This window comes from Promicromonospora iranensis (assembly GCF_028994775.1).
Lineage (GTDB): Bacteria > Actinomycetota > Actinomycetes > Actinomycetales > Cellulomonadaceae > Promicromonospora > Promicromonospora iranensis_A.
Map to the genome: position 1 here is coordinate 223,638 of NZ_JAJQMN010000009.1, position 21,204 is coordinate 244,841.

The following is a 21,204-nucleotide window of genomic DNA, read 5'->3' on the forward strand; positions in this document are numbered from 1 at the left end:
CCTGCTTTCATCCCTGATGGACAAAGTTGTCCCGCAGGTCCGGCGACCCGAATCACCTCCTCGTCCCGGACGCCGCAACTCTTCACGGAGGAAAAATGAACCCACGCATCTGTGCCGTCGGGGCGGGAGCTGCTCTGCTGCTCTCCGCCGCCGTCGTACCGATCACCACCGCTTCGGCGGCGCCCCCCGCTGACGAGGCGCCCCAGCAGACGGCGCCCACCAGGGAGGACAACCGTCCCGACGCCCTCGCGGAGAAGCAGACCGAGAAGCGGCAGACCGCCGTGGACATGGTCGCCACCGGTGAGGCGAAGGTCGAGACGCGGGGCAAGGGCGACCGCGCCTCGAAGGTCGTGGAGATCTCTCCGCGCGAGTACGTGGAGTACGGCGTCGAGGAGACGGCGCAGCTCTTCAGCATCCTGGTGGACTTCGGGGACGAGGTGGACGAGCGCTACCCGGATGCCCCGGCGGGTCCGTCGCACAACGAGATCCCGGAACCCGCGGCGGACGACAACTCCACCTACTGGGAGCCGGACTTCTCCCGCGACCACTTCATGGAGATGTTCTTCACCGGCCTGGAGGATCAGGGCGGCGAGTCGTTCGCCGGCGTCTACGACGAGATGTCGTCGGGCCGGTTCGACCTGCAGGGTGACGTGTCGGACTGGGTCACCGTGCCGTACAGCACAGCCTCCTACGGCACCACCGAGTCCGGCGAGGACATGACGCGGTTCATCCAGGACACGGCCGACGCCTGGTACGAGCAGCAGGTCGCCGCGGGCAAGTCCGCCGAGGAGATCGACGCCTACCTCAAGTCGTTCGACGTCTGGGACCGCTACGACGCGGACGGCGACGGCATCACGTCGGAGCCGGACGGCTACATCGACCACTTCCAGGCGATCCACGCCGGCGAGGGCGAGGAGGCCGGCGCACCCGAGTCGGCCATCTGGTCCCACCGCTGGTCCGTGAACCAGGGTGGCCAGGGCTCGGACGGCCCGGTTGACTTCGCCAAGCTCGGCGGCATCAAGATCGGTGACTCGGACCTGTGGATCCGTGACTACACGACCGAGCCGGAGAACGGCGGCCTCGGCGTGTTCGCGCACGAGTTCGGCCATGACCTCGGGCTGCCGGACTACTACGACACCGCTGGCGGCGAGAACGGCACCGGCTACTGGAACCTCATGAGCTCCGGTTCGTGGCTGGGCCACGGCGACGGCACCATCGGCACCACGCCGAACCACATGGGCGCCACCGAGAAGCTGTTCCTGGGCTGGCTCGACTACGAGACGGTGGAGCCCGGCGAGACGGAGCGCGTCAAGCTCGGCCCGTCGTACCACGCCACCACGCGCGCGCAGGCGGCGATCGTCAACCTGCCCGACGGCGTCGAGCAGGTGGACCTCGGCGCCGAGCCGCACGGCGTCGAGCCGTTCGACGGCGAGTTCGTCTACTCCGGTACGGGCAACAACCTGAACAACACGATCGCCTCGCCGTCGTTCACGGTGGCCGCCGACGGCGCCCTGAGCGCCCAGGTCTGGTACGCCATCGAGGAGGGCTACGACTACGCGTTCGTCGAGGTGTCCACGGACGACGGCGCGTCCTGGACCGCCCTGCCGAGCAACCTCTCCACCGAGGACGACCCGAACGGCACCAACCCGGGCGGCGGCATCACCGGGACCTCGGGGGGCGCCTGGGTCGAGCTGACGGCCGACCTGGCGGAGTACGCCGGCCAGACGGCGTCGGTCCGCTTCCGCTACTCGAGCGACGGCGGCGCCAACGAGACCGGCATCGCGGTGGACGACGTCGCCGTGGGTGACGCGCTGACCGAGGACTTCACGGACACGGCCGACTGGACCGTCGACGGCTTCGTGCCGGTCGGCGCCGACGGCACCTACGAGGTCGCGTACAGCCACTACTACGTCGCCGAGAACCGTGTGTACGGCGGTTACGACACGACGCTGAGGACGGGGCCGTACAACTTCGGCTGGAACTTCAGCAACAGCGACAAGGTGGAGCACTACCCGTATCAGGACGGTCTGCTGATCTGGTACGTCAACAGCCTGTACGGCGACAACAACGTGTCCCAGCACCCGGGCCACGGCCAGGCGCTGCCGGTCGATGCCCGCCCGCAGGTGATGAAGTGGTCGGACGGCACGATCGCCCGCAACCGCATCCAGTCCTTCGACGCGACGTTCGGCCTCCAGAAGACCGACAAGCTCTCGCTGCACCGCGAGGTGTCGGAGTCCGAGCTGACCACGCTGGTCCAGGGCAAGCAGGCGCCGGTGTGGAAGTTCGACGACACCGACCCCGAGGCGTACTGGGACAAGGAGAACCCCGGTAACTCCGTGAAGGTCGGCGGCACCGGCACCACCATCAAGGTGCTGTCCCAGGACACGAAGCGCGGCCAGATGATCATCCGGGTCAACTGACCCGCACCCCGCCGAGGTAGTCACCCAGTTCGCACTGGGTGACTACCTCGCTGCACGACCACCTCGCCAGGTGACTACCGCGGCACAGGGGGCACTACGCTCGAACGCATGACACACCTGCGATGGGGCATCCTGGCGGCCGGCGGGATCGCCGCGAGCTTCACATCAGACCTGAACGACAACGGCTTCACCGTGCAGGCGGTGGGGTCACGATCCCTGGAGAAGGCGCGAGCGTTCGCCGACCGCTTCGGCATCCCGACGGCACACGGCTCGTACGAGAACCTCGTGAACGATCCCGAGGTCGACATCGTCTACGTCGCGACGCCGCACCCGATGCACGCCGAGGCCGCGAAGCTCGTGCTGGGGGCCGGCAAGCACGTGCTGGTCGAGAAGCCGTTCACCGTCAACGCCGCCGAGGCGCGCGAGATCGCTGAGCTCGCCGAGCAGAAGGGCCTCGTGGCGCTGGAGGCCATGTGGTCCCGCTTCCTGCCGCACATGGCGCGCGTGCGCGAGATCATCGCGTCGGGCGTGCTCGGCGAGGTGCGGACCCTGATGGTGGACCACACCCAGGACCTCTCCGACGACCCCACGCACCGCATCAACGACCTGGCCCTGGGCGGCGGTTCGCTGCTCGACCTGGGCATCTACCCGGTCTCGTTCGCGTGGGACGTGTTCGGCGAGCCGCTCACCATCCAGTCGCACGCGACGTTCAAGGAGACCGGCGCGGACGCGACGATCGCCACGATCTTCGGGTACGACGGCGCCCGGGTCGCCACGACGATCTCGGCCTCGGACACGAAGGGCCCCAATCGGGCGTCGATCCTCGGCACCGAGGGCCGCATCGAGATCGACGCCGTCTGGTACAACCCGGCGACGGTCCACGTGTACGACGCCGCGGGTACCGAGACCGAGACGTTCACCGCCGAGGTCACGGGCCGCGGCATGCACTTCCAGGCCGCCGAGGCGGAGCGCCTGGTCGCGGCCGGCGAGCTCGACAGCCCGCTGCTGTCGCGCGCCGAGACCGTGGCGATCATGGGCACGCTGGACACGATCCGCGAGCAGATCGGCCTGAAGTACCCGGGGGAGTAGCCTCTCCGCCGTCTCCACCCCCTTCGAGGTCTAAGTTTCTCCGTTCTGAAACGGTTCAGAGCGAAGGCACTTAGACCTCGAAGGTGGGTCAGTCCAGCGGGTGCAGGATCCGGTCGAGGAAGCGGCGCGTCCGCTCCTCGGCCGGCTGGGAGAAGATCTGTGCGGGCGCGCCACGCTCGACCACCACACCGCCGTCGAGGAACAGCACCTCGTCCGCGACCTGACGCGCGAACTGCAGCTCGTGCGTCACCACCACCATGGTCCAGCCCTCGTCCGCGAGCTCCTTCATCACGGTCAGGACCTCGCCCACGAGCTCGGGGTCGAGGGCCGACGTCGGCTCGTCGAACAGCAGGAGGTCCGGTTCGAGCGCCAGCGCGCGCACGATCCCGACGCGCTGCTGCTGGCCGCCGGACAGCTCGTGCGGGTAGGCGTCGCGCTTGTCCTCGAGCCCCACGCGGGCCAGGAGCTCCTCAGCACGGTTGACCGCCGTCGCGCGGGGGATCCGCTTGACCTGCGTGGGGCCCTCGATCACGTTCTCCAGCACCGTGCGGTGCGGGAACAGGTTGTGGTGCTGGAACACCATCGCCGACCGGTCGCGCAGGGCGGCCCGGTCCGCCTTCGCCCGGCGGGCTCCGGCGCGCCGGCCCGCCCAGGCGCCGGTCGTGGCGGCGGCCTGGGCACCGAAGTCCACCACGGGCCCGCCGGCGACCTGGACCAGCCCGGCGTCGGGTGTCTCCAGTCCGTTGAGCGAGCGGAGCACCGTCGTCTTTCCACTGCCTGACGGGCCGATCAGCGCGATCACCTCGCCGCGCCGAACCTCCAGGTCCACGCCGCGCAGCACGTGGTTGGTGCCGAACGACTTCTCGATGCCGCGGGCGGTCAGCAGCGTGTCGGGTACGGGGCGATCGGAGGGCTCGGGTCGATCGGACGGGTCAGTGGGCGACATACCGGTCCAGCCTCTTCTCGATCGCGTTCTGGCCGGTGGCGAGCACCGTGCAGAACATCCAGTAGATCAGGGCCGCCTCGGTGTAGATCACCATGAACTCGTTGGAGAACGCGGCGATCTCCTGCGCCTTGCGGAACATCTCGGTCACCAGGATGACCGTGGCCAGTGACGTGTCCTTGACCAGCGAGATGAACGTGTTCGACAGCGGCGGCACCGAAACGCGCGCGGCCTGCGGCAGGATGATCCGGCTGAGCGTCCGGACCGGCGACATGCCCACCGTCCAGCCCGCCTCCCACTGTCCCTTGGGCACGGACAGGATCGCCGCACGGATCACCTCGGCCGCGTAGCCGCCGACGTTCATCGAGAACGCGATGATCGCGGCGGGCCAGGGGTCGAACCGGACACCGAGCTGCGGCAGCCCGTAGAAGATGATGAAGAGCTGTACCAGCAGCGGTGTGCCGCGGATCAGCGAGACGTACGCGCGGCCGACCCATGACAGCACCGGGTTCGGCGACAGCCGCAGGAGCGCCACGACGAGTGCGAGCACCAGCCCGATCGCGAACGACGCGAGGGCCAGCGGGATGGTGCCGACGAGGCCGCCCCGCAGGAGCGGCCAGAACGAGTCGGCGACGAGCTGCCAGTCCATGTATCCCTCTCCCCGCGGTCAGCGGAGAAGTGTCGCGCGCGGGTTCACTCCGAGACGTCCTCGCCGAAGTACTTCTCGCCCAGCTCGGCGAGGGTACCGTCGGCGCGCAGGTCCTCCAGGGCGCCGTCGATCGCCTCGGCGAGAGCCTCGCGCTCCGGCGTCACGACGAACGCCGACTGCGACTCCTCCTCGGTCTCCGCGGCGACCTTGATGCCGGAGGCGTCCTCGGTGTTGGCGTAGTCGAGGTAGGTCAGGCTGTCGTTGATCGTCGCGTCGACGCGGCCCTGCTCCAGCAGGGCGACCGCCTGCGCCCAGCCCTCGACGGCCTCGACCGTGGCGCCGCTCTCCTTGGCGAGCTCGTTCCAGTTGCTCGTGAGCGACTGGGCGGTGGTCTTGCCGTCGAGGTCGGCGAAGCTCGTGATGTCGTTGTTGTCAGCGGGCACGACGAGCACGCCGGTCGACACCGTGTACGGCGTCGAGAAGACGTAGTCGGCCTCACGCTCCGGGGTGATCGTCACCTGGTTCGCGATGGTGTCGAAGCGCCCCGCGTCCAGACCGGCGAAGATCGCGTCCCACTGTGTCTCCTCGAACGTGACCTCGACACCCAGGTTCCCGGCGACTGCCTCGGCGACCTCGACGTCGTAACCGACCAGCTCGCCCGACTCGTCGTGGTAGCTGAACGGCCGGTAGGTGCCCTCCGTGGCGACGGTCAGTGTGTCGCCCGACACCAGGCCGAGCTCCTCGCCCGCGCCACCGGGCTCACCGGAGCTGCCGCAGCCGGTCAGGGCCAGGAGGGCAGCGGAGGCTGCGGCGGCCGTGAGGAGGGCGCGGTTGCGAGACATGGTGAAAGCTCCGTTCGACGGTTGACACGCATCGACATTGCCGATGCGCGACCCAAAACTAACTGATAGTCGGCGGGAACTCACACACGCTCGCCCCGGCGCCACCGGTCGGGCGTGGTCCCGTACCGGTCCTTGAACCGCCGCACCAGATACGTCGCGTCGCGCAGACCGGTGCGTGCGGCGACGACGCCGAGCGGCAGGTCGGTGTCGCGGAGCATCCGCCGCACCTCTGTCATGCGCCGCTCGGTGATCCATTCGAGCAGGGTGCGGCCCGTGCGCTCGCGGACCACGGTGGTCAGGTGGCCGGGCGTGTAGCCCAGTGCCCGTGCGACGTCGGACGCCGACACCGGCTCGCGGAACGTGGCCTCGATCTCGTCGAAGACCCGCGTCACCAGTGGGTCCGGAGGTGCCGGGGCCGACGGCGCCAGCCGTGCCGCCCCGATCAGGATCCGCGTCAGCAGGGCCGCCGCGGCGTCGCGCGCTCCCAGCCGGCCCGGCTCCGCCAGCTCCTCCTGGAGCTCCGTCAGCCACTCCGCCCAGCGGGGGCGCTCGGCGACCGGGACACGAGCGCTCGACCCGGCGGGCGGCGTCGCGAGCGCGAACAGCGAGAGGATCGGGTGGTGTGCCCAGGCGAGGGGTGAGACCGAGGCGAGCGAGGGGACGGCGTCCGGCGTGAAGGCGACACTCCAGGCCCGGCAGTGGTGCAGGTCGGTGAGCGCCGCCGAACCGATCGCCTGCCCGGGCGGGATGGCGTGCACGTCGCCGTCGCGCAGCGGGGTGTCGTGGTTGCCCAGTGCCACCGTGCCGCCGCCGCGCTCGACGTACACGAGCACGAGGAAGTCGTGCGCGTGCCGGTGGTCCGGCTCCAGGTGCGGGTGACCGGCCTCGAAGTCGATCCGGGTGACCTGCATCGGCGGCGTGCCCGGGCGTGCCTGGTGCCGGTACACCGGCGTGCCGTCCGGGCGCACCGTGCGCAGGCGGGCCTGTGAGCGCGCGTCGTTCGCGGCGTCGCCCGAGGATGCTGTCATCGTCACCTCACCGGTCGCTCGGCACGGCCGGGGTCAGCACGGCGTCGACGATCTGCGGGACGCGCTCGAGCTGCTGCTCGAGGTCACGCAGCCGGACCGCCACGTGGGACTCGGACTCGTCGCCGGGCAGGTCGATGCTCGCGACCAGCAGGATCTGCCGCGGTCCGACGAACTCCAGGCGCAGGTGGCCCACCCGCTGCACACCGGGCAGGGCCTCGACCCGCTCCCGGACCGCCTGATGGATCCGCTCGTCGGCCACCTCACCGGTCAGGAACCGCCGGTTGCGGTCGAACAGCACCACCGCCACGACGCAAAGCAGCACGCCCACCAGGATCGAGCCGATCGCGTCGTACCGGCCGTCCCCCGTGACCTGGTGCAACGCCATGCTGCCTGCCGCGATGACCAGACCGACGAGCGCCGCGGCGTCCTCGGCGAGCACCGCGCGGAGGGTCGGGTCCGAGGTGGCCAGCGCATGGTCGAGGAGGTCCCGCCCGAGGGCCCGGGCCTCCGCCCTGGTGCGGCGGTACGCCTGCACGAACGACACCCCTTCGAGGCAGAACGCGACGGCGAGCACGATGTACCCGACCGTGTACGAACCGGTCTCGCCCGTCGCGTCGAACTCCTGGATGCCGTGATAGACCGACACCGCACCGCCGGCGACGAACAGCCCGAGCGCGGCCAGCATGGACCAGACGTAGGCCTCCCGGCCGTAACCGAGGGGGCGGTTCGTGTCCGGCGCCCGGCTCGCCTTCCGCTCGGCGATCAGCAGGAAGACCTCGTTGCCCGTGTCCGCCCACGAGTGTGCGGCCTCGGCCACCATCGACGCCGACCCCGTGAGGACCGCGGCGATCGACTTGGCCGTCGCCACCGCGAAGTTGGCGGCGAAGGCGATCACCACGGTCAGCCCCGAGCCAGCCCGATCCCGCGCCATGCGCTCCCCCTCCGTCGTGACCCGTTCGACGCTACCGCCGTCCCGGTGCGGATGCCCGACTGGTCGGCAGACTGGTCGGCAGACTGGTCGCCCGCGCGCCGACGTGAGTACGGACCGGCTCGCGGAGACCGGGCTCGAACCGAGGATCGTGCGATCGTCACCGACTTACGTCCTGTCCGCGCCCCGCAGGACGTCCGATGCTGGTGTGCAGCGGGACCCGCGCCGCGGGACCGTGGAACCAGTCGCTTCACCACCGGACGGAAGGCACCCCGGATGAGCACGACAGTGCAGATCCTCGACAAGCGCACCCCCGAGGAACGCGAGCGCGAGTTCTTGCCGGGGATGGGCAAGCCCTGGTTGCTCCCGTTCTACGACCTGTTCGCCCAGGGCGCCGGAGTGCGCGCCCTGCACGAGCGGGCGGCGGCGCTCGCGGACGTCGCGCCCGGGGAGTCCGTGCTCGACGTCGGCTGCGGCACCGCGAACCTGTCGCTCGCCGTGCTGCGTGCACAGCCGGCAGCCCGGGTCACGGGCCTGGACCCCGACGCCGCCGCGTTGCGCGTCGCCGCCCGCAAGGCGACCCGGCGCCGCATGCCGCTCACGCTTGTCCAGGGGTTCGCCGACCGGCTCCCGACCGGCGACGGGTCGCTCGACCACATCGTGTCCGCGCTCGCGCTGCACCACGTACCCGAGGAGGGACGGCTCCTGTTCGCGCGCGAGGCCTTCCGGGCGCTCCGCCCGGGCGGGACGGTGACGATCGTGGACTTCGGGAGCTCGGACGACGCGGATGAGGACGCGGATGCCGGGGCGCATGGGCACGGGGCCGGTCACGGTCATGAGCACGGTCGCGAGCACGGTCATGAGCACGGTCACGGCAGGCTCCGGGGACACGGGAAGTCGCACGGGCACGGGAAGCCGCGGGCGCACGGCCCGAGCGACCTGGTGCGCCTCCTCACGGACGCCGGGTTCACCGGCGCCCGTGAGGTCGAGCGTGTGGAGCACCGCTTCGGGCCGATGGCGTTCGTCCAGGCCACGCGAGCCTGACCGGCCCGAGACGTCGGGGGACTACCGGCGGCGCACCTGAGGCTCCGGCATCGCGGGCGCCGCCGCGGCGGGCCGTTCCGCGAGTCGCCGGAACGCCTCGGCCATGCCGGCCTCGAGCTGCGGGTCGACGTCGGAGAAGTAGTCCGCCGGCGTGTGCCGCACCTCGATGTCGGGATCGACGCCGTGGTTCTCGACGTCGAACCCCTTGCCCTCGAGCCAGAAGGCGTACCGCGGCTGGGTGATCCCGGTGCCGTCCACCAGGTCGAAGCGGCCGTCGATGCCGACCACACCGCCCCAGGTCCGGACGCCGATCACCGGTCCGACGTCGAGTGCCTGCGCCGCCGCGTTCACGATGTCGCCGTCGGACCCGGCGTACTCGTTGGTCACCAGCACGACCGGTCCGCGCGGGGCGCGGTCCGGGTAGGAGCTGGGGCGGTCGTAGTGCCGGTTCAGGCCCCAGCCGGCGACGCGCGCGGCGAGGCGCGCGATCACGAGCTGCGACGTGTGGCCACCACCGTTGAACCGCACGTCCACGATGATGCCCTCGCAGTCGGTGGCGAGCCGCAGGTCGCGGTGGAGCTGCGCCCAGCCGGTGCTCATCATGTCCGGGACGTGCACGTACCCGAGGCGGCCGCCCGACTTCTCGGCGACGTACTCACGCCGCGACCGCACCCAGTCCTGATAGCGGAGGTCGGACTCGTTCGCGAGCGGCACGACGACGACCCGGCGGTCGGCCGATGCCCGGCCCTCGGTCGTGGTGGTCGCGGTGCCGTCCCCTCCCGCCGCGGGTCGCCGCAGGGTCAGCTCGACCGGGATCTCGGCCGCGCCGACCAGGTTCGCCGCCGGTCCGGCCACCGGGTCCACGGGCCGCCCGTCCACGGCGACGATCAGGTCGCCCGGCTGCGCGTCGACCCCGGCGGCCCGCAGCGGCGACCGCGCTCCCGGGTCGGACGACTCGCTCGGCAGGACCCGGTCGATCCGCCAGCCGTCGGCGGCCCTCGAGAGGTCCGCCCCGAGCAGACCGAGCTTGCGGGACGTGTCACCCGGCTCGTGCGGCCTGCGCACGTAGGCGTGCGACGTGTTGAGCTCGGCGACGGTCTCCCAGAGCACGTCCTCGAGGTCGTCATGCGTGGCGATCCGGTCGACCAGCGGACGCCACCGCCCCACCACGCCGTCCCAGTCGACGCCGTTCATGTCCGCCCGCCAGTAGTGGTCGCGCATGATGCGGGCGTTCTCGTCGAACATCTGGCGCCACTGCGCGCGAGGGTCCACCTCGTAGCGGACGCGCGAGAGGTCGATATCGAACGCACTGGGGTCGTCGTCGCCCGGCTTGCTCGTCGCCGACTGTGTGCTGAGCCCGGACCCGGAGCGGATCACGACCCGCTCGCCGTCGCCCGACACCGCGTAGGCGTTGACCTTCTCCGCGACGTCCGTCGCCTTGCGTGCCTCGAACGACCAGAACTGCAGCACGTTGGGCACCGGGTCGGCCTCCGCGCCGGCGTGGCGTGAGCCGAGCACACCGGCGTCGTCGGTCTCGTGGATCCAGAGCACACCACCCTTGGCGGCGTGCAGGTTGCGGTAGCGGCCCGACACGACCGGGAACGGCACCACGCGCTCCTCGGCACCGTCGAAGTCGATGTCGGGGGAGGCGTCGTCGTGCTGGTGCGGGTTCCGCTTCGTGTCGGTCGCTCCGGCCGTCGTGCCGTCGGCCGCGTCGGCGTCGTTACCCGGGTCCTTGCCGCCGTCCTTGTCGTCGGGCCTGGCCAGGCGCCAGCCGTCGGCACTGGGGCCGAACGGCGCAGGCTCGGTGGCCGCCAGCGGGATGAGCCAAGGGCGGGTGGCGGCGCTGAACGAGAGGGCGAACTCGTGGGAGTCGTAGGACGGGTCGAAGGTGCGGTCCGAGAGGAAGACGACGTACTTGCCGTCGTCGCTGAACGCCGGCGAGAAGTCGTGGAACCGGCCCGACGTCAGCGGCGTGGCCACCGGGCTGTCGGCATGCAGGTCCGCAACGAGGATCTGGTGGTGGTCGCCCTCGCTGCCCGTAGGGCTCGACCAGGCGAGGTACCGCCCGTCGGGGGAGAACGTGGGTGACTCCGCCTCGCCGTTGCCGGACCTGCCGAGCGGGGTGACGGTGCCGGGTGCCATGGCGTCGCCACTGGCGGCGCCGGTTCCGTTGGGGCCGTCGGTGCCTGCTTCGGCCACGGCCGGCATGGTGACGAGGCTGATGCGGCCGTCGTGCGAGATGGCCGCCACCTTGTCACCCGCGGGGCTGGCGGCGAGGTGCAGCACCCGGCCGAGCTCGCCCGCGGCGAGGCGCTGCGGCTCGGCGTCGGGGGTGCCGCCGGATGCGCCGGGCAGGGCATGGACCTCGAGCGCGTCCTCCCGGCTCACGCCCTCCGCGGTACTGCGGGGCGCATCCGTCACGACCACCGCGCGCCCCGTGTCGCCCAGCAGCACGGGCTCCCGCACGCGGACCGACGGGTCGGCGACGAGCGCTCGGGCCGGCCCCGCCCGATGAGTCACCCAGTACGCGGTGCCGAGCCAGCCGACGACGCTCGCGTCGCCGGTCCGGTCGACCGCCAGGCCGTCGACGCCGGCAGAGGTCGACTCCGGATCGGCCCAGTACGGCTGCGGCAGTGCGCCCGTGAGCGTGATGTCGAGCCGGCGCGGCGTGCCGTCCAGCCCGTCGAGCAGCCACAGGTCGCCGCGGCTGTGCCACACGATGCGCGAGCCGTCGGAGGTCGCGTCGCGGACGTAGCCCTCCGCCTCGGACTGGCCGGTGAGCTGTCGCGGCTCCGGAGCCTCCGCGCTGGTCGCGAGGCCGTCGAGCACCCAGAGGTTCGCCTGCTCGTCGGCGTGGTCCGGGAACGTGGCGCCGCGGTCCGACGTGAACACCAGCGTGTCGCCGATCCAGTGCGGGTCGTAGATCCCGGCCTCTTCGTCGGGCAGCGGTCGCTCCCAGGTGCCGGTGCCACGGTCGATCCACAGGACCGAGGCCGTGCCGCCGCGGTATCGCTTCCAGTAGGCCGGCGTCCGGTAGCCCGCGGAGACGAGGGCCGTCGTGCGCGTGCCGTCCGGACCCTGGTGCTCCGCCACGCCCCAGGAGGGTCCGTAGCGCGGCGTCTCGACGGTGCCGTCGAGGCCCACCGCGCGCACCACGGTCAGTGAACGCTCGTGCGCGCCGGCGTTGGAGGCGACGAGCACCCGGCCGGCGTCGTCCCAGCCGAGCACCATGGTGGTGGTCCCGCCGAGCCAGGTGAGGCGCCGAGCGGCGCCGTCGGCGAGCTCGACCACGTAGGCCTCGGGGTGCCCGTCCTTGTGCGACACGTAGGCGAGGCGTGTGCCGTCGGGGGAGAAGCGCGGGGTGGTCGCGGGCGCGTGATCGCTGGTCAGGCGCCACGCGCGGCCGCCGGAGACCGGGGCGAGCCAGACGTCGTCGTCGGCTATGAAGGCCACCTGGTCGCCATGGATATGGGGGAACCGGAGATAGGGCTGGGTCACCGGTTCAACGTACTCGCGCGCTCTGACACACGTCATCGGAAATCGCTCAGGGCAGCGCGTGAGCGCCTCACCGACCCGTCCACATCGTGGTCTCACATCATGAAACGGTCTGGTGTGCGCCACGCATCGTCCTGTTCTATGAGGCGCATCGACAGCGCCTGGCAATGGATGTCCGGCCACCACGGTGCACAGCGACAGCCCTCCTGCACGGCCGATCGTTAGGGATGGACATCGATGGTTCTGCCCACAGCACAGTCCGGGGCCCGGCTCAACACCCGGACCACTACCCGGCCCGTTGCCGACGTCCCCGCTGAAGCTTCCGCCGCGTTCCCGGCGCTGCCCGTCCGGCTCGACGGCATCGCCCGCCGGTTCGGTGCGGCGCACACCGTGCTGAGCGGTGTCGACCTGGACGTGGCTCCGGGCGAGATCGTCGCGGTGCTCGGGCCGTCCGGCTGCGGCAAATCGACCCTGCTGCGCCAGGTCAGCGGTCTGGACGCGCCGACCTCGGGCCGCGTCACCATCGACGGCACGCCGGTGGTCGGGGCAGACCCCCGCACCGCCGTCGCCTTCCAGGAGCCGCGCCTCCTGCCGTGGCGCACGCTCACGCGAAACGTCGCACTCGGCCTGCCCCCCGGCACGGCGAAGGACGCCGGGCGTGCGCGTGTGGCGCAGCTGCTCGACCTGGTCGGGCTGGCTGCGTCGGCGGGGCTGCGGCCGCGCCAGGTGTCGGGCGGCATGGCACAGCGCGCTTCGCTCGCCCGGGCGCTGGCCCGTAACCCCGGTGTTCTCCTGCTCGACGAGCCGTTCGGCGCGCTCGACGCGCTGACCCGGCTACGGATGCAGGACCTGCTGCTCGACGTCCATGCCGCGCAGCCCGCCACCATCCTCCTGGTCACGCACGACGTCGAGGAGGCGCTCTACCTCGCCGACCGCGTGGTGCTCCTGCGCACCCTGTCCGACGCCGCCGGCAGGGTCGACGGCGGCGCCGACGGTGCGGTGCACGGTGGGGTCGGCGACCGGGTGTCGAGCATCGCGCGGATCGTCGACGTGCCGGGTGACCGACCGCGCGACCGCGCCGACCGCGACCTGGCCGACCTGCGCGCCGAGCTGCTCGAGGGCCTCGGCGTGCCGACCCACCACAGCCGGCACTGAGGCCTGCCGCGTCCGGACCAGAGCTGAACCTGACAGAACCAGCCCGCCGACCGACGTCGGGCAGCGAGAGGAAAGAAGTCATGCGCAACCGCAAGCACAGCGTCCCGAAGAGCGCCGGACCGAAGCGGTCCGGGCTGATGCCCGGCCTGGCCCTGGCCTCCGTCGTGTCGATGGCGCTCAGCGGCTGTGTGGCGGGCGAGGGCTCCGCCGCGGCCGGCACCGCGGGTGCCGGCGAGTGGAGCACCGACACGCTGAACATCGACTTCGCGACGTACAACCCGCTCAGCCTCGTGATCCGGGACCAGGGCTGGCTCGAGGACGAGCTCGACGGCGTCGACGTCACCTGGGTGCAGTCGGACGGGTCGAACACGGCGAACGAGAACCTGCGGGCCGAGGCGATCGACTTCGGTTCGACGGCCGGCTCGGCGGCACTGCTGGCCCGTGCGAACGGGGCGCCGATCCGGACGGTCGACATCTACAGCCAGCCGGAGTGGTCGGCGATCGTGGTGGCGGGCGACTCGGCGATCAAGGACGTCGCGGACCTGGAGGGCGCGTCGATCGCGGCCACCAAGGGCACCGACCCGTACTTCTTCCTCCTGCAGACGCTGGACGAGGCAGGGATCGCGCTCGACGACGTCGAGGTGCAGAACCTGCAGCATGCCGACGGACGCGCCGCGCTCGACAACGGCTCCGTCGACGCGTGGGCGGGTCTCGACCCGATCATGGCGGCGGCCGAGGCGGAGTCCGGCGACCAGCTGATCTACCGGAACATCGACTTCAACACCTACGGTTTCCTCAATGCGCGCGAGGAGTTCGTGGACGAGCACCCGGACGTGACGCAGACAGTGGTCGACGCGTACGAGCGAGCGCGGGCCTGGGCCCTCGAGCACCCGGAGGAGCTCTCCGCGCTGCTCGCCGAGGTCGCGTCGATCGATCCGGAGGTCGCGGCCACGGTGATCGAGGAGCGCACGGTGCTCGACCTCGACCCGGTCCCCGGCGACAAGCAGCGCGAGGTGCTGGAGGTCGTGGGGCCGATCTTCGTGGAGTCGGGCGACGTGCCCGGTCAGGAGCAGATCGACACCGCCGTGGATGAGCTCTTCGCGCCGGAGTTCGCGCAGGAGGCGGTGGCCTCGGATGAGTGACAGCCCGGCGGGCGACGCGGACCGGCCCGCTGATGTCGCGGTGCCCGCGGCCGCGGTCTCGGCCCGTGCGGCGTCGACCGTCGCGGCGTCGACCGTCGACGCCGCGGCCGCGGCGGGCCGGGCCGGGCGCGGCGGTGCCGGCCGGCTCGGCCGGGTCGCGCTGGGGCTCCTCGTCCCGCTCGCGCTGCTCGCGGTGTGGTGGGGCACGACGGCGGCCGGGCTCGTCCCGCCGTACCAGCTGCCCGGCCCGGCCGCCGTGTGGGAAGCGGCGGTGGACCTCGTCGAACGCGGCCAGCTCGGGCACCACGTGGCGATCTCGACGCAGCGGGTGCTCATCGGGTTCGCGGTCGGCGCGGCGGCCGGTCTCGCCATCGGCTCGCTGGTGGGTCTGTCGAAGCTGGGTGACCTCCTCCTCGCGCCGACGCTCGGGGCGATCCGCGCCGTGCCGTCGCTCGCGTGGGTCCCGCTGCTGATCCTGTGGCTCAAGATCGGTGAGGAGTCCAAGATCACGCTCATCGCGATCGGCGCGTTCTTCCCCGTGTACACGACGATCTCTGCCGCACTGCGGCACGTCGACCCGCACCTGGTGGAGGCCGGGCGGGCCTTCGGGCTGCGCGGCCTGCGCCTGCTGTCGGTGGTCCAGCTGCCCGCTGTGCTGCCGTCGCTCGTGGCGGGGTTGCGCCTCGCCCTCGCGCAGTCATGGCTGTTCCTCGTCGCGGCCGAGCTCATCGCGTCCTCGATGGGGCTCGGCTTCCTGCTGAACGACTCCCAGCAGAACGGGCGCGTGGACCGGATCCTCCTGGCGATCGTGCTGCTCGCGGTGCTGGGCAAGCTGACCGACGCCCTGATCGGCCTGGCCGAGCGGCGACTCCTGCGAAGGTGGGCATGATGACCTCGCGCACCACCGGCGAGAACTCTTCAGCGGAAGGCAGGACGATGACCGAGCACACCTTCGGGTTCCGCACGCGGGCCCTCCACGCCGGGGGCATCCCCGACGCGGCGACCGGGGCACGGGCGGTGCCGATCTACCAGACCACGTCGTTCGTGTTCCAGGACACCGACGACGCCGCGAACCTCTTCGCGCTGCAGAAGTACGGCAACATCTACTCGCGCATCGGCAACCCGACGGTCGCCGCGCTCGAGGAACGGATCGCCTCGCTGGAGGGCGGCATCGGCGCCGTCGCGACGGCGTCCGGGATGTCGGCCGAGTTCATCACGTTCGCCGCGCTCGTCGGGGCCGGGGACCACGTGGTCGCGTCGGCCCAGCTGTACGGCGGGACCGTGACGCAGCTCGATGTCACCCTGCGCCGCTTCGGCGTCGAGACGACCTTCGTACCCGGCACCGACCCCGCGGACTACGCGGCAGCGATCACGCCCGAGACCAAGGTGCTGTACACCGAGGTGGTGGCGAACCCGTCGGGCGAGGTCGCCGATCTCGAAGGGCTCGCGGAGGTGGCCCACGCCGCGGGCATCCCGCTGGTCGTGGACGCGACGCTCGCGACGCCGTACCTGGTGCGGCCCATCGAGCACGGTGCCGACATCGTGATCCACTCCGTGACGAAGTTCCTCGGTGGTCACGGCACCACGCTCGGTGGTGTGGTCGTGGAGTCCGGCAGGTTCGACTGGGGCAACGGCAAGTTCCCGCAGATGACCGAGCCCGTCCCGTCCTACGGGAACGTGCAGTGGTGGGCGAACTTCGGCGAGTACGGGTTCCTCACCAAGCTGCGGTCCGAGCAGCTGCGCGACATCGGCCCCGCGCTCTCGGCGCAGTCGGCGTTCCAGCTGCTGCAGGGCATTGAGACTCTTCCGCACCGCCTGGACGCACACCTCGCGAACGCCCGTGCCGTGGCCGAGTGGCTCGACGCGGACCCGCGCGTCTCGTACGTGCTCTGGGCCGGCCTGCCGTCGCACCCGCACCACGAACGGGCGCGTAAATACCTGCCGCTCGGGCCGGGCTCGGTGTTCGCGTTCGGCCTCCAGGTCGCAGCGGGCGGTGACACGTCCCTCGACGGCCGCGGCGCCGGACGCCTGTTCATCGAGTCGCTGCAGCTCGCGTCGCACCTGGCGAACGTCGGCGACTCGCGGACCCTGGTGATCCACCCGGCGTCGACCACGCACCAGCAGCTGTCGGGCGAGCAGCTCGAGGCGGCCGGTGTACCGGAGGACCTCATCCGCATCTCTGTGGGCCTGGAAGACGTCGAGGACATCCTCTGGGACCTCGACCAGGCTCTGACCAAGGCGACCGGAGTGAACCGATGAGCGAGACGTGGCAGGGCCCGAGCGCCCAGGAGCGACTGCGGATCCTGCGCTCGACCACCTCGGTGGCCATGGTCGGGGCGTCGGCCAACCCGGCGCGAGCGAGCTACTTCGTGGCGACATACCTGCTCTCCTCCTCCCCGTACGACGTGTACTTCGTGAACCCGCGGGCGACCGAGATCCTGGGCCACCCCGTGTACCCGAGCCTGGCGGACCTGCCGGTGGTGCCCGACCTGGTCGACGTCTTCCGGCGGCACGACGACCTGCCGAGCGTGCTGGACGAGACGCTGGCGGTCGGCGCCAGGACGCTCTGGCTGCAGCTCGGCTCCTGGCACGAGGACGTGGCTCGCAGGGCCGAGGACGCCGGCCTGAACGTGGTGATGGACCGGTGCCTCAAGATCGAGCACGCGCGTTTCCACGGCGGGCTGCACCTGGCGGGATTTGACACCGGCGTGATCAGCTCCCGGCGCGCGGACCGCTAGCGCCGGACGCCGGCGGGACGGCGTGCGGCGGTGGGACGCGCGGCACCCGGACGTGCGGCGTGCGCGACGGACCCCAGCGCAGCCGCCACCAGCTGCCGGGCTCGCGCACGTCCGTCCGGTCGGGGGCGATCTCGTCGGGCTCCGGCCAGGAAGGTCCGGCGCCGTCCTGCCCGAGCTGGTCGGCCAGCCACGCGCAGAGCGAGGGATGCCGACCGGCCCCGGCGTCGGCGTCTCCTGGATCGCCCGCGAACTGCACGTAGACCGCGGCGACGCTGATGCCCTCGTCCGGTGTCCCGTAGCCGCCGACCCACACGCGCGCCTTGATCCGCCGCGGATCCCGGGTGATGGCGAGCGTGACCTGTTCGAGGGTCGGACCACCGCAGAAGCTACGTGCCAGGGCCAGGGCCGGGAATGTCGTGCGGATCAGGTAGGCGTCGATCGGGTCGCCCAGCAGCGCGGCGAAGCTGCCGCCGTCAGCGAGCCCCGCCCAGGGCGCGAGACTTTCCACCACCCGGTAGGCAGGCGGGCGCAGCAGCCAGCCGGGTGAGTCCTCCTGACCGGCGGTGGCTCCGAGCGCCTGCCGCCGGTCCCGCTCCTGTCGGTGCGCGCCCAGGTCGACGACCGATGCTGACTGGACGTTCTGCGCTCCTGCCATGTGTCCCCCTGCCGGACGGCCCGTGTGTCGGTGCTTCGCACCTGTCTCGGCACGATCCTCGGACGGTCCGGAGCGTGGGGGAGCCAGTGCTCGACGATCTGTGGACGAGGGGGCGACAACGTGCCCTGTGGTCGGGCTCGCCCTGCTGGAAGTCCGTCCCGAGAGTCGGGCTTCGGACCGGTCGGACCATCGGCCACTCCGTCGTGCGCACGCCTTAGAGTCGTTCCACGATGAGCACACGCGTAGAACCGGTCAGTGAGGTGCTGCTCGTCGAGCGCATCACCGATCTTGCCCTTGCCCGCGCGGCAGGCCTGGCCGAGGTGTCGGCAGAGCGGGCCGACGGCTCGGCAGAGCGGCGGGAACCTGGCCCGGCGCTCCGTCTGCTCTTGGACGGTCACCCGTCGACGCAACCTGAGCTGTTGGCCGATGCGCTGGTCGCGCCGCTCGAGGCCGCCGGCCGCCCCACGGGCCGGGTCAGTGTCAGGGACTTTCTCCGCCCGCGCTCCTTGCGCCTCGAACGGGGACGCGAGGATCCGGACAGCCTGCTCGACGGCTGGATCGACGTGGGGGCGCTGAACCGTGAGGTGCTGACGCGCGCCGTCGACCGACGGGAGTACCTGCCGAGCCTGCGCGACCCGGACACGGACCGCGCCACCCGGGTCGGTTACGCACACGTGGCCCCCGGGACCGTCCTCGTGCTCGACGGGGCGCTCGCCGTCGGCCGAGGACTCGACGTCGACCTCGTCGTGCATCTCGCGCTCAAGGCCCCGACACTCCGGCGTCGGACACCAGCCGATGCCGCCTGGACGATTCCCGCCTACGAGCGCTACGCCGAGGAGATCGAGGGCGTGCCGGACCTGGTGGTCCGGGTCGACCACCCGGACCACCCGGCCCTCGTGCACACCTGAGTCAGCGCACCAGGCAGAACGGGTGACCCGCCGGATCGGCGAACACCCGGAAACCTTCGTCGTGGCTCGGAAGACGCGTCGCACCCAGGGCCAGGACCGCTGCCTCGCCGGCGTCGAGGTCGGGTACCTCGATGTCGAGATGGAGCTGCTGCGGGTACGCGGGATCGGGCCACCGCGGTGGGTTGTACCCCTCCACGGACTGGAAGAGCAGCGGCTTGGGCCCGCCGAGCATGGCGACACCGTCGGCGTCGTAGGTGACCGGATCGCCCGTCACGCTCGACCAGAACCGGGCGAGCGCCGATGCGTCGGGGCAGTCGAAGGTGGTGCCCATGACGGTGACGCCGTCCGCGTCCTCCTTGAGGCACACGTCGAAGGGGTGCCCGGCCGGGTCGGCGAGAGTGATCCACTGCTCGCCCTCCCGAAGCACGGTGGCCCCGAGCTCCACCGCACGGGCGCTCCCGGCCGCCAGGTCGGGGACGTAGAGGTCGAGGTGTGCCTGCTGCGGGTGCTCCTGCCCCGGCCATTGCGGCGGCACGTGGTCGGGCGCCAGCTGGAACGCGACGCCCCATCGGTCAGGGGTGACGACGGTGATCCAGTCGTCGTCGGCCTTCGACACCGTGCCGTCCAGCAGCGCCTTCCAGAAGTTCGCCTCGACCGTGAGGTCGGGGACGTCCAGGACCACGGTGTCCAGGGTGCCGATCCCGCCCGGAGTGGGCCGGGCGGCCTGGGGGTCGGCGGAAGTTGGTTCGGTCATGACTCAGCCCTTCAAGAGGTCGTCTCAAGAATGCTCGTGCCACCACTGTGCACCGAGCCACTGACACTCCCCACCGCGCGGCCCAGAGACACCGCCGGCCACGGAAGCCACCTGCGACGACGTCGCCCGGACCGGTGGCCGAAGTTATCCACAGGCTTTGTGCACAGGCCTGTGAATAGGGTGGTCGCGACCGGCGGGTCATGCGCGACGCCGCGGCCTGGGCTTCTCGAGACGTGGGGTCCCGACGTCGAGCCGACCGGCTACCGCGCCTTCCGCTGACCCTCCGCGTCAAGCGCCGGCGCGACCGCGGACCACTCGTTCCGGGCCACCTGCGGCAGTGCCGACGTGCGTCGGTCGCCGACGGAGTCCGCCTCGTCAGCGGCGTCGATCTCCGCGAGGAGCGTCCGGACCCGGGCGGTGATGTCGTCGACGATCCGTTCGACCTCCTCGACCGGACGGCCCGCCGGGTCGTCGAGGGGCCAGTCGAGGTAGCGCCGTCCCGGGTAGACGGGGCAGGAGTCGCCGCAGCCCATGGTCACGATCACGCCGGACGCGCGCACTATGTCGTCGGTCAGCTCGCGCGGGAACTCGATGAGCCCGTCGAGGCCCCGGCGCGCCAGGACCGTCTCCGTCATCGCGCTGGGCTCGGCCACCGGCCGTGTGCCGGCGGTGCGCACACGGACCCGGTCGCCGGCCAGGCGCCGGGTGACCGCAGCCGCGATCTGGGACCGGCCGGTGTTGTGGACGCAGACGAACAGCACGTCTCGCGGTGAGCCGTGCGTCACCTCGGCCATGGCGGCGAGGCGGTCGGTGGCGAGCCACGCGGTCAGCGCAGGCAGGTGCTCGAAGGGCCCGATCTGCTCGCTCAGCGACGAGTAGCACTCGCGCACGAGGCGATCCACCGTCTCCGCACCCGCGTTCGCGGCGAACTCGGCGGAGAGGGTCTCGGTCAGCCGGGCGAGCAGTGCCTCGTGGTCGTGCACGTCGAGCGTTGCCTCGCCCGGGTGCCGGGGCGCCGCGAGGGCTGCTGCGCCGAACCGCGAGATACCCCGCGCGGACACCCGGTACAGGGGCACGGGCTGGCGGCCGGGCTCGTCGACCCGCCCGTCGGGCACCGGCCCGTTCGCCGGCGCCGGTCCGACGACGGCGACCAAGCCCACCGCGGCCAGCGCGTCGAGTTCCCGCTCCACCTTCGCGACGTCGCGCACCTCGGCACCTCGCGGCAGCTCGTCGGGTGCCGAGGACCGCAGGAGGTCCGCCGCGGTCGTCCGACCGGCGGGGTGCGTGAGCATACGAGCCAGCAGGCGCAACCGCTCAGGGTTGGCCATCGCCAGTTTCTGCGCGGAGCGCAGCTCGTCCGGGGTCATGGGGATCTCCTTGGCCGACGGCGGGGTGGCCGAGCGCCAGGAGC

The 21,204-nt window shown here is 71.7% G+C and carries 18 protein-coding genes; 9 read left to right on the plus strand and 9 right to left on the minus strand.

Annotation, left to right across the window (positions count from 1 at the left end; translation table 11 throughout):
* The first annotated feature begins 95 nt into the window (after positions 1 to 95).
* Together LUU90_RS18290 and LUU90_RS18295 are read left to right on the plus strand one after the other, a co-directional pair.
* Positions 96 to 2,420, plus strand: a complete 2,325-nt coding sequence (locus LUU90_RS18290; protein WP_275005112.1) for an immune inhibitor A domain-containing protein — start codon at positions 96 to 98, stop codon at positions 2,418 to 2,420.
* Between the two features lie 108 nt (positions 2,421 to 2,528).
* A complete protein-coding gene (locus LUU90_RS18295) occupies positions 2,529 to 3,509 on the plus strand; it encodes a Gfo/Idh/MocA family protein (RefSeq protein ID WP_275005114.1) in 981 nt (326 codons plus the stop codon).
* An 88-nt stretch (positions 3,510 to 3,597) separates the two neighbouring features.
* Here LUU90_RS18295 and LUU90_RS18300 read toward each other — a convergent pair whose 3' ends face one another.
* The 5 genes from LUU90_RS18300 to LUU90_RS18320 all read right to left on the minus strand — a co-directional run bounded on the left by LUU90_RS18300 (position 3,598) and on the right by LUU90_RS18320 (position 7,902).
* A complete protein-coding gene (locus LUU90_RS18300; protein ID WP_275005116.1) occupies positions 3,598 to 4,455 on the minus strand; it encodes an amino acid ABC transporter ATP-binding protein in 858 nt (285 codons plus the stop codon).
* On the minus strand, positions 4,442 to 5,101 hold the full coding sequence (locus LUU90_RS18305; RefSeq protein WP_275005118.1) for an amino acid ABC transporter permease: 660 nt from the start codon (positions 5,099 to 5,101) through the stop codon (positions 4,442 to 4,444). Before LUU90_RS18305 ends, LUU90_RS18300 begins: the two co-directional genes overlap by 14 nt.
* 44 nt (positions 5,102 to 5,145) lie before the next feature.
* Positions 5,146 to 5,943, minus strand: coding sequence for an amino acid ABC transporter substrate-binding protein (locus LUU90_RS18310; RefSeq protein ID WP_275005119.1), 798 nt, complete (start codon positions 5,941 to 5,943; stop codon positions 5,146 to 5,148).
* 80 nt (positions 5,944 to 6,023) lie between these two features.
* Positions 6,024 to 6,971 carry a helix-turn-helix transcriptional regulator gene (locus tag LUU90_RS18315; protein WP_275005121.1) on the minus strand — a complete coding sequence of 316 codons (948 nt, stop codon included), beginning with the start codon at positions 6,969 to 6,971 and terminating at the stop codon, positions 6,024 to 6,026.
* A 7-nt stretch (positions 6,972 to 6,978) separates the two neighbouring features.
* The gene (locus tag LUU90_RS18320) at positions 6,979 to 7,902 is read right to left on the minus strand and encodes a cation diffusion facilitator family transporter (RefSeq protein WP_275005122.1); all 924 of its coding nucleotides are present in this window, start codon (positions 7,900 to 7,902) and stop codon (positions 6,979 to 6,981) included.
* A gap of 273 nt (positions 7,903 to 8,175) precedes the next feature.
* Between LUU90_RS18320 and LUU90_RS18325 the strand changes: the two genes are divergently transcribed.
* Positions 8,176 to 8,943 (plus strand): class I SAM-dependent methyltransferase, encoded by a 768-nt coding sequence (locus tag LUU90_RS18325; RefSeq protein WP_275005124.1) that lies wholly within the window; start codon positions 8,176 to 8,178, stop codon positions 8,941 to 8,943.
* A 21-nt stretch (positions 8,944 to 8,964) separates the two neighbouring features.
* Here LUU90_RS18325 and LUU90_RS18330 read toward each other — a convergent pair whose 3' ends face one another.
* A complete protein-coding gene (locus tag LUU90_RS18330; RefSeq protein WP_275005126.1) occupies positions 8,965 to 12,444 on the minus strand; it encodes a S41 family peptidase in 3,480 nt (1,159 codons plus the stop codon).
* Between the two features lie 234 nt (positions 12,445 to 12,678).
* Between LUU90_RS18330 and LUU90_RS18335 the strand changes: the two genes are divergently transcribed.
* The 5 genes from LUU90_RS18335 (at position 12,679) to LUU90_RS18355 (ending at position 17,476) form a co-directional block, all read left to right on the plus strand.
* Complete coding sequence (locus LUU90_RS18335; RefSeq protein WP_275005127.1) at positions 12,679 to 13,596, plus strand: ABC transporter ATP-binding protein; 918 nt, start codon at positions 12,679 to 12,681, stop codon at positions 13,594 to 13,596.
* Positions 13,597 to 13,766: 170 nt separating this feature from the next.
* The gene (locus LUU90_RS18340; protein WP_275005284.1) at positions 13,767 to 14,738 is read left to right on the plus strand and encodes an aliphatic sulfonate ABC transporter substrate-binding protein; all 972 of its coding nucleotides are present in this window, start codon (positions 13,767 to 13,769) and stop codon (positions 14,736 to 14,738) included.
* Positions 14,731 to 15,627 (plus strand): ABC transporter permease, encoded by an 897-nt coding sequence (locus tag LUU90_RS18345; RefSeq protein WP_275005129.1) that lies wholly within the window; start codon positions 14,731 to 14,733, stop codon positions 15,625 to 15,627. The genes LUU90_RS18340 and LUU90_RS18345 overlap by 8 nt, the downstream gene beginning before the upstream one ends.
* Before the next feature lie 47 nt (positions 15,628 to 15,674).
* Positions 15,675 to 16,997 (plus strand): O-acetylhomoserine aminocarboxypropyltransferase/cysteine synthase family protein, encoded by a 1,323-nt coding sequence (locus LUU90_RS18350; RefSeq protein ID WP_275005130.1) that lies wholly within the window; start codon positions 15,675 to 15,677, stop codon positions 16,995 to 16,997.
* A complete protein-coding gene (locus tag LUU90_RS18355; RefSeq protein WP_275005132.1) occupies positions 16,994 to 17,476 on the plus strand; it encodes a CoA-binding protein in 483 nt (160 codons plus the stop codon). Before LUU90_RS18350 ends, LUU90_RS18355 begins: the two co-directional genes overlap by 4 nt.
* On the opposite strand, the gene LUU90_RS18360 is transcribed toward LUU90_RS18355, so the two are convergent.
* Positions 17,451 to 18,131, minus strand: coding sequence for a hypothetical protein (locus tag LUU90_RS18360; RefSeq protein ID WP_275005133.1), 681 nt, complete (start codon positions 18,129 to 18,131; stop codon positions 17,451 to 17,453). The genes LUU90_RS18355 and LUU90_RS18360 overlap by 26 nt on opposite strands.
* A gap of 230 nt (positions 18,132 to 18,361) precedes the next feature.
* Between LUU90_RS18360 and LUU90_RS18365 the strand changes: the two genes are divergently transcribed.
* Complete coding sequence (locus tag LUU90_RS18365) at positions 18,362 to 19,039, plus strand: uridine kinase (protein WP_275005135.1); 678 nt, start codon at positions 18,362 to 18,364, stop codon at positions 19,037 to 19,039.
* 1 nt (position 19,040) lies between these two features.
* On the opposite strand, the gene LUU90_RS18370 is transcribed toward LUU90_RS18365, so the two are convergent.
* Together LUU90_RS18370 and LUU90_RS18375 are read right to left on the minus strand one after the other, a co-directional pair.
* A complete protein-coding gene (locus tag LUU90_RS18370) occupies positions 19,041 to 19,793 on the minus strand; it encodes a VOC family protein (protein WP_275005137.1) in 753 nt (250 codons plus the stop codon).
* Positions 19,794 to 20,053: 260 nt separating this feature from the next.
* Complete coding sequence (locus LUU90_RS18375) at positions 20,054 to 21,160, minus strand: low molecular weight phosphatase family protein (RefSeq protein WP_275005139.1); 1,107 nt, start codon at positions 21,158 to 21,160, stop codon at positions 20,054 to 20,056.
* Positions 21,161 to 21,204 lie beyond the last annotated feature (44 nt).

Excerpts from the sequence above, each read along its gene's own strand:
- LUU90_RS18310 (WP_275005119.1), bottom strand. The coding sequence starts at position 5,943 with ATGTCTCGCAACCGCGCCCTCCTCACGGCCGCCGCAGCCTCCGCTGCC.
- LUU90_RS18325 (WP_275005124.1), top strand. The coding sequence starts at position 8,176 with ATGAGCACGACAGTGCAGATCCTCGACAAGCGCACCCCCGAGGAACGC.
- LUU90_RS18375 (WP_275005139.1), bottom strand. The coding sequence starts at position 21,160 with ATGACCCCGGACGAGCTGCGCTCCGCGCAGAAACTGGCGATGGCCAAC.
- LUU90_RS18350 (WP_275005130.1), top strand. The coding sequence starts at position 15,675 with ATGACCGAGCACACCTTCGGGTTCCGCACGCGGGCCCTCCACGCCGGG.
- LUU90_RS18315 (WP_275005121.1), bottom strand. The coding sequence starts at position 6,971 with ATGACAGCATCCTCGGGCGACGCCGCGAACGACGCGCGCTCACAGGCC.
- LUU90_RS18365 (WP_275005135.1), top strand. The coding sequence starts at position 18,362 with ATGAGCACACGCGTAGAACCGGTCAGTGAGGTGCTGCTCGTCGAGCGC.
- LUU90_RS18300 (WP_275005116.1), bottom strand. The coding sequence starts at position 4,455 with ATGTCGCCCACTGACCCGTCCGATCGACCCGAGCCCTCCGATCGCCCC.
- LUU90_RS18295 (WP_275005114.1), top strand. The coding sequence starts at position 2,529 with ATGACACACCTGCGATGGGGCATCCTGGCGGCCGGCGGGATCGCCGCG.
- LUU90_RS18370 (WP_275005137.1), bottom strand. The coding sequence starts at position 19,793 with ATGACCGAACCAACTTCCGCCGACCCCCAGGCCGCCCGGCCCACTCCG.
- LUU90_RS18320 (WP_275005122.1), bottom strand. The coding sequence starts at position 7,902 with ATGGCGCGGGATCGGGCTGGCTCGGGGCTGACCGTGGTGATCGCCTTC.
- LUU90_RS18360 (WP_275005133.1), bottom strand. The coding sequence starts at position 18,131 with ATGGCAGGAGCGCAGAACGTCCAGTCAGCATCGGTCGTCGACCTGGGC.
- LUU90_RS18340 (WP_275005284.1), top strand. The coding sequence starts at position 13,767 with ATGGCGCTCAGCGGCTGTGTGGCGGGCGAGGGCTCCGCCGCGGCCGGC.
- LUU90_RS18290 (WP_275005112.1), top strand. The coding sequence starts at position 96 with ATGAACCCACGCATCTGTGCCGTCGGGGCGGGAGCTGCTCTGCTGCTC.
- LUU90_RS18335 (WP_275005127.1), top strand. The coding sequence starts at position 12,679 with ATGGTTCTGCCCACAGCACAGTCCGGGGCCCGGCTCAACACCCGGACC.
- LUU90_RS18305 (WP_275005118.1), bottom strand. The coding sequence starts at position 5,101 with ATGGACTGGCAGCTCGTCGCCGACTCGTTCTGGCCGCTCCTGCGGGGC.
- LUU90_RS18345 (WP_275005129.1), top strand. The coding sequence starts at position 14,731 with ATGAGTGACAGCCCGGCGGGCGACGCGGACCGGCCCGCTGATGTCGCG.
- LUU90_RS18355 (WP_275005132.1), top strand. The coding sequence starts at position 16,994 with ATGAGCGAGACGTGGCAGGGCCCGAGCGCCCAGGAGCGACTGCGGATC.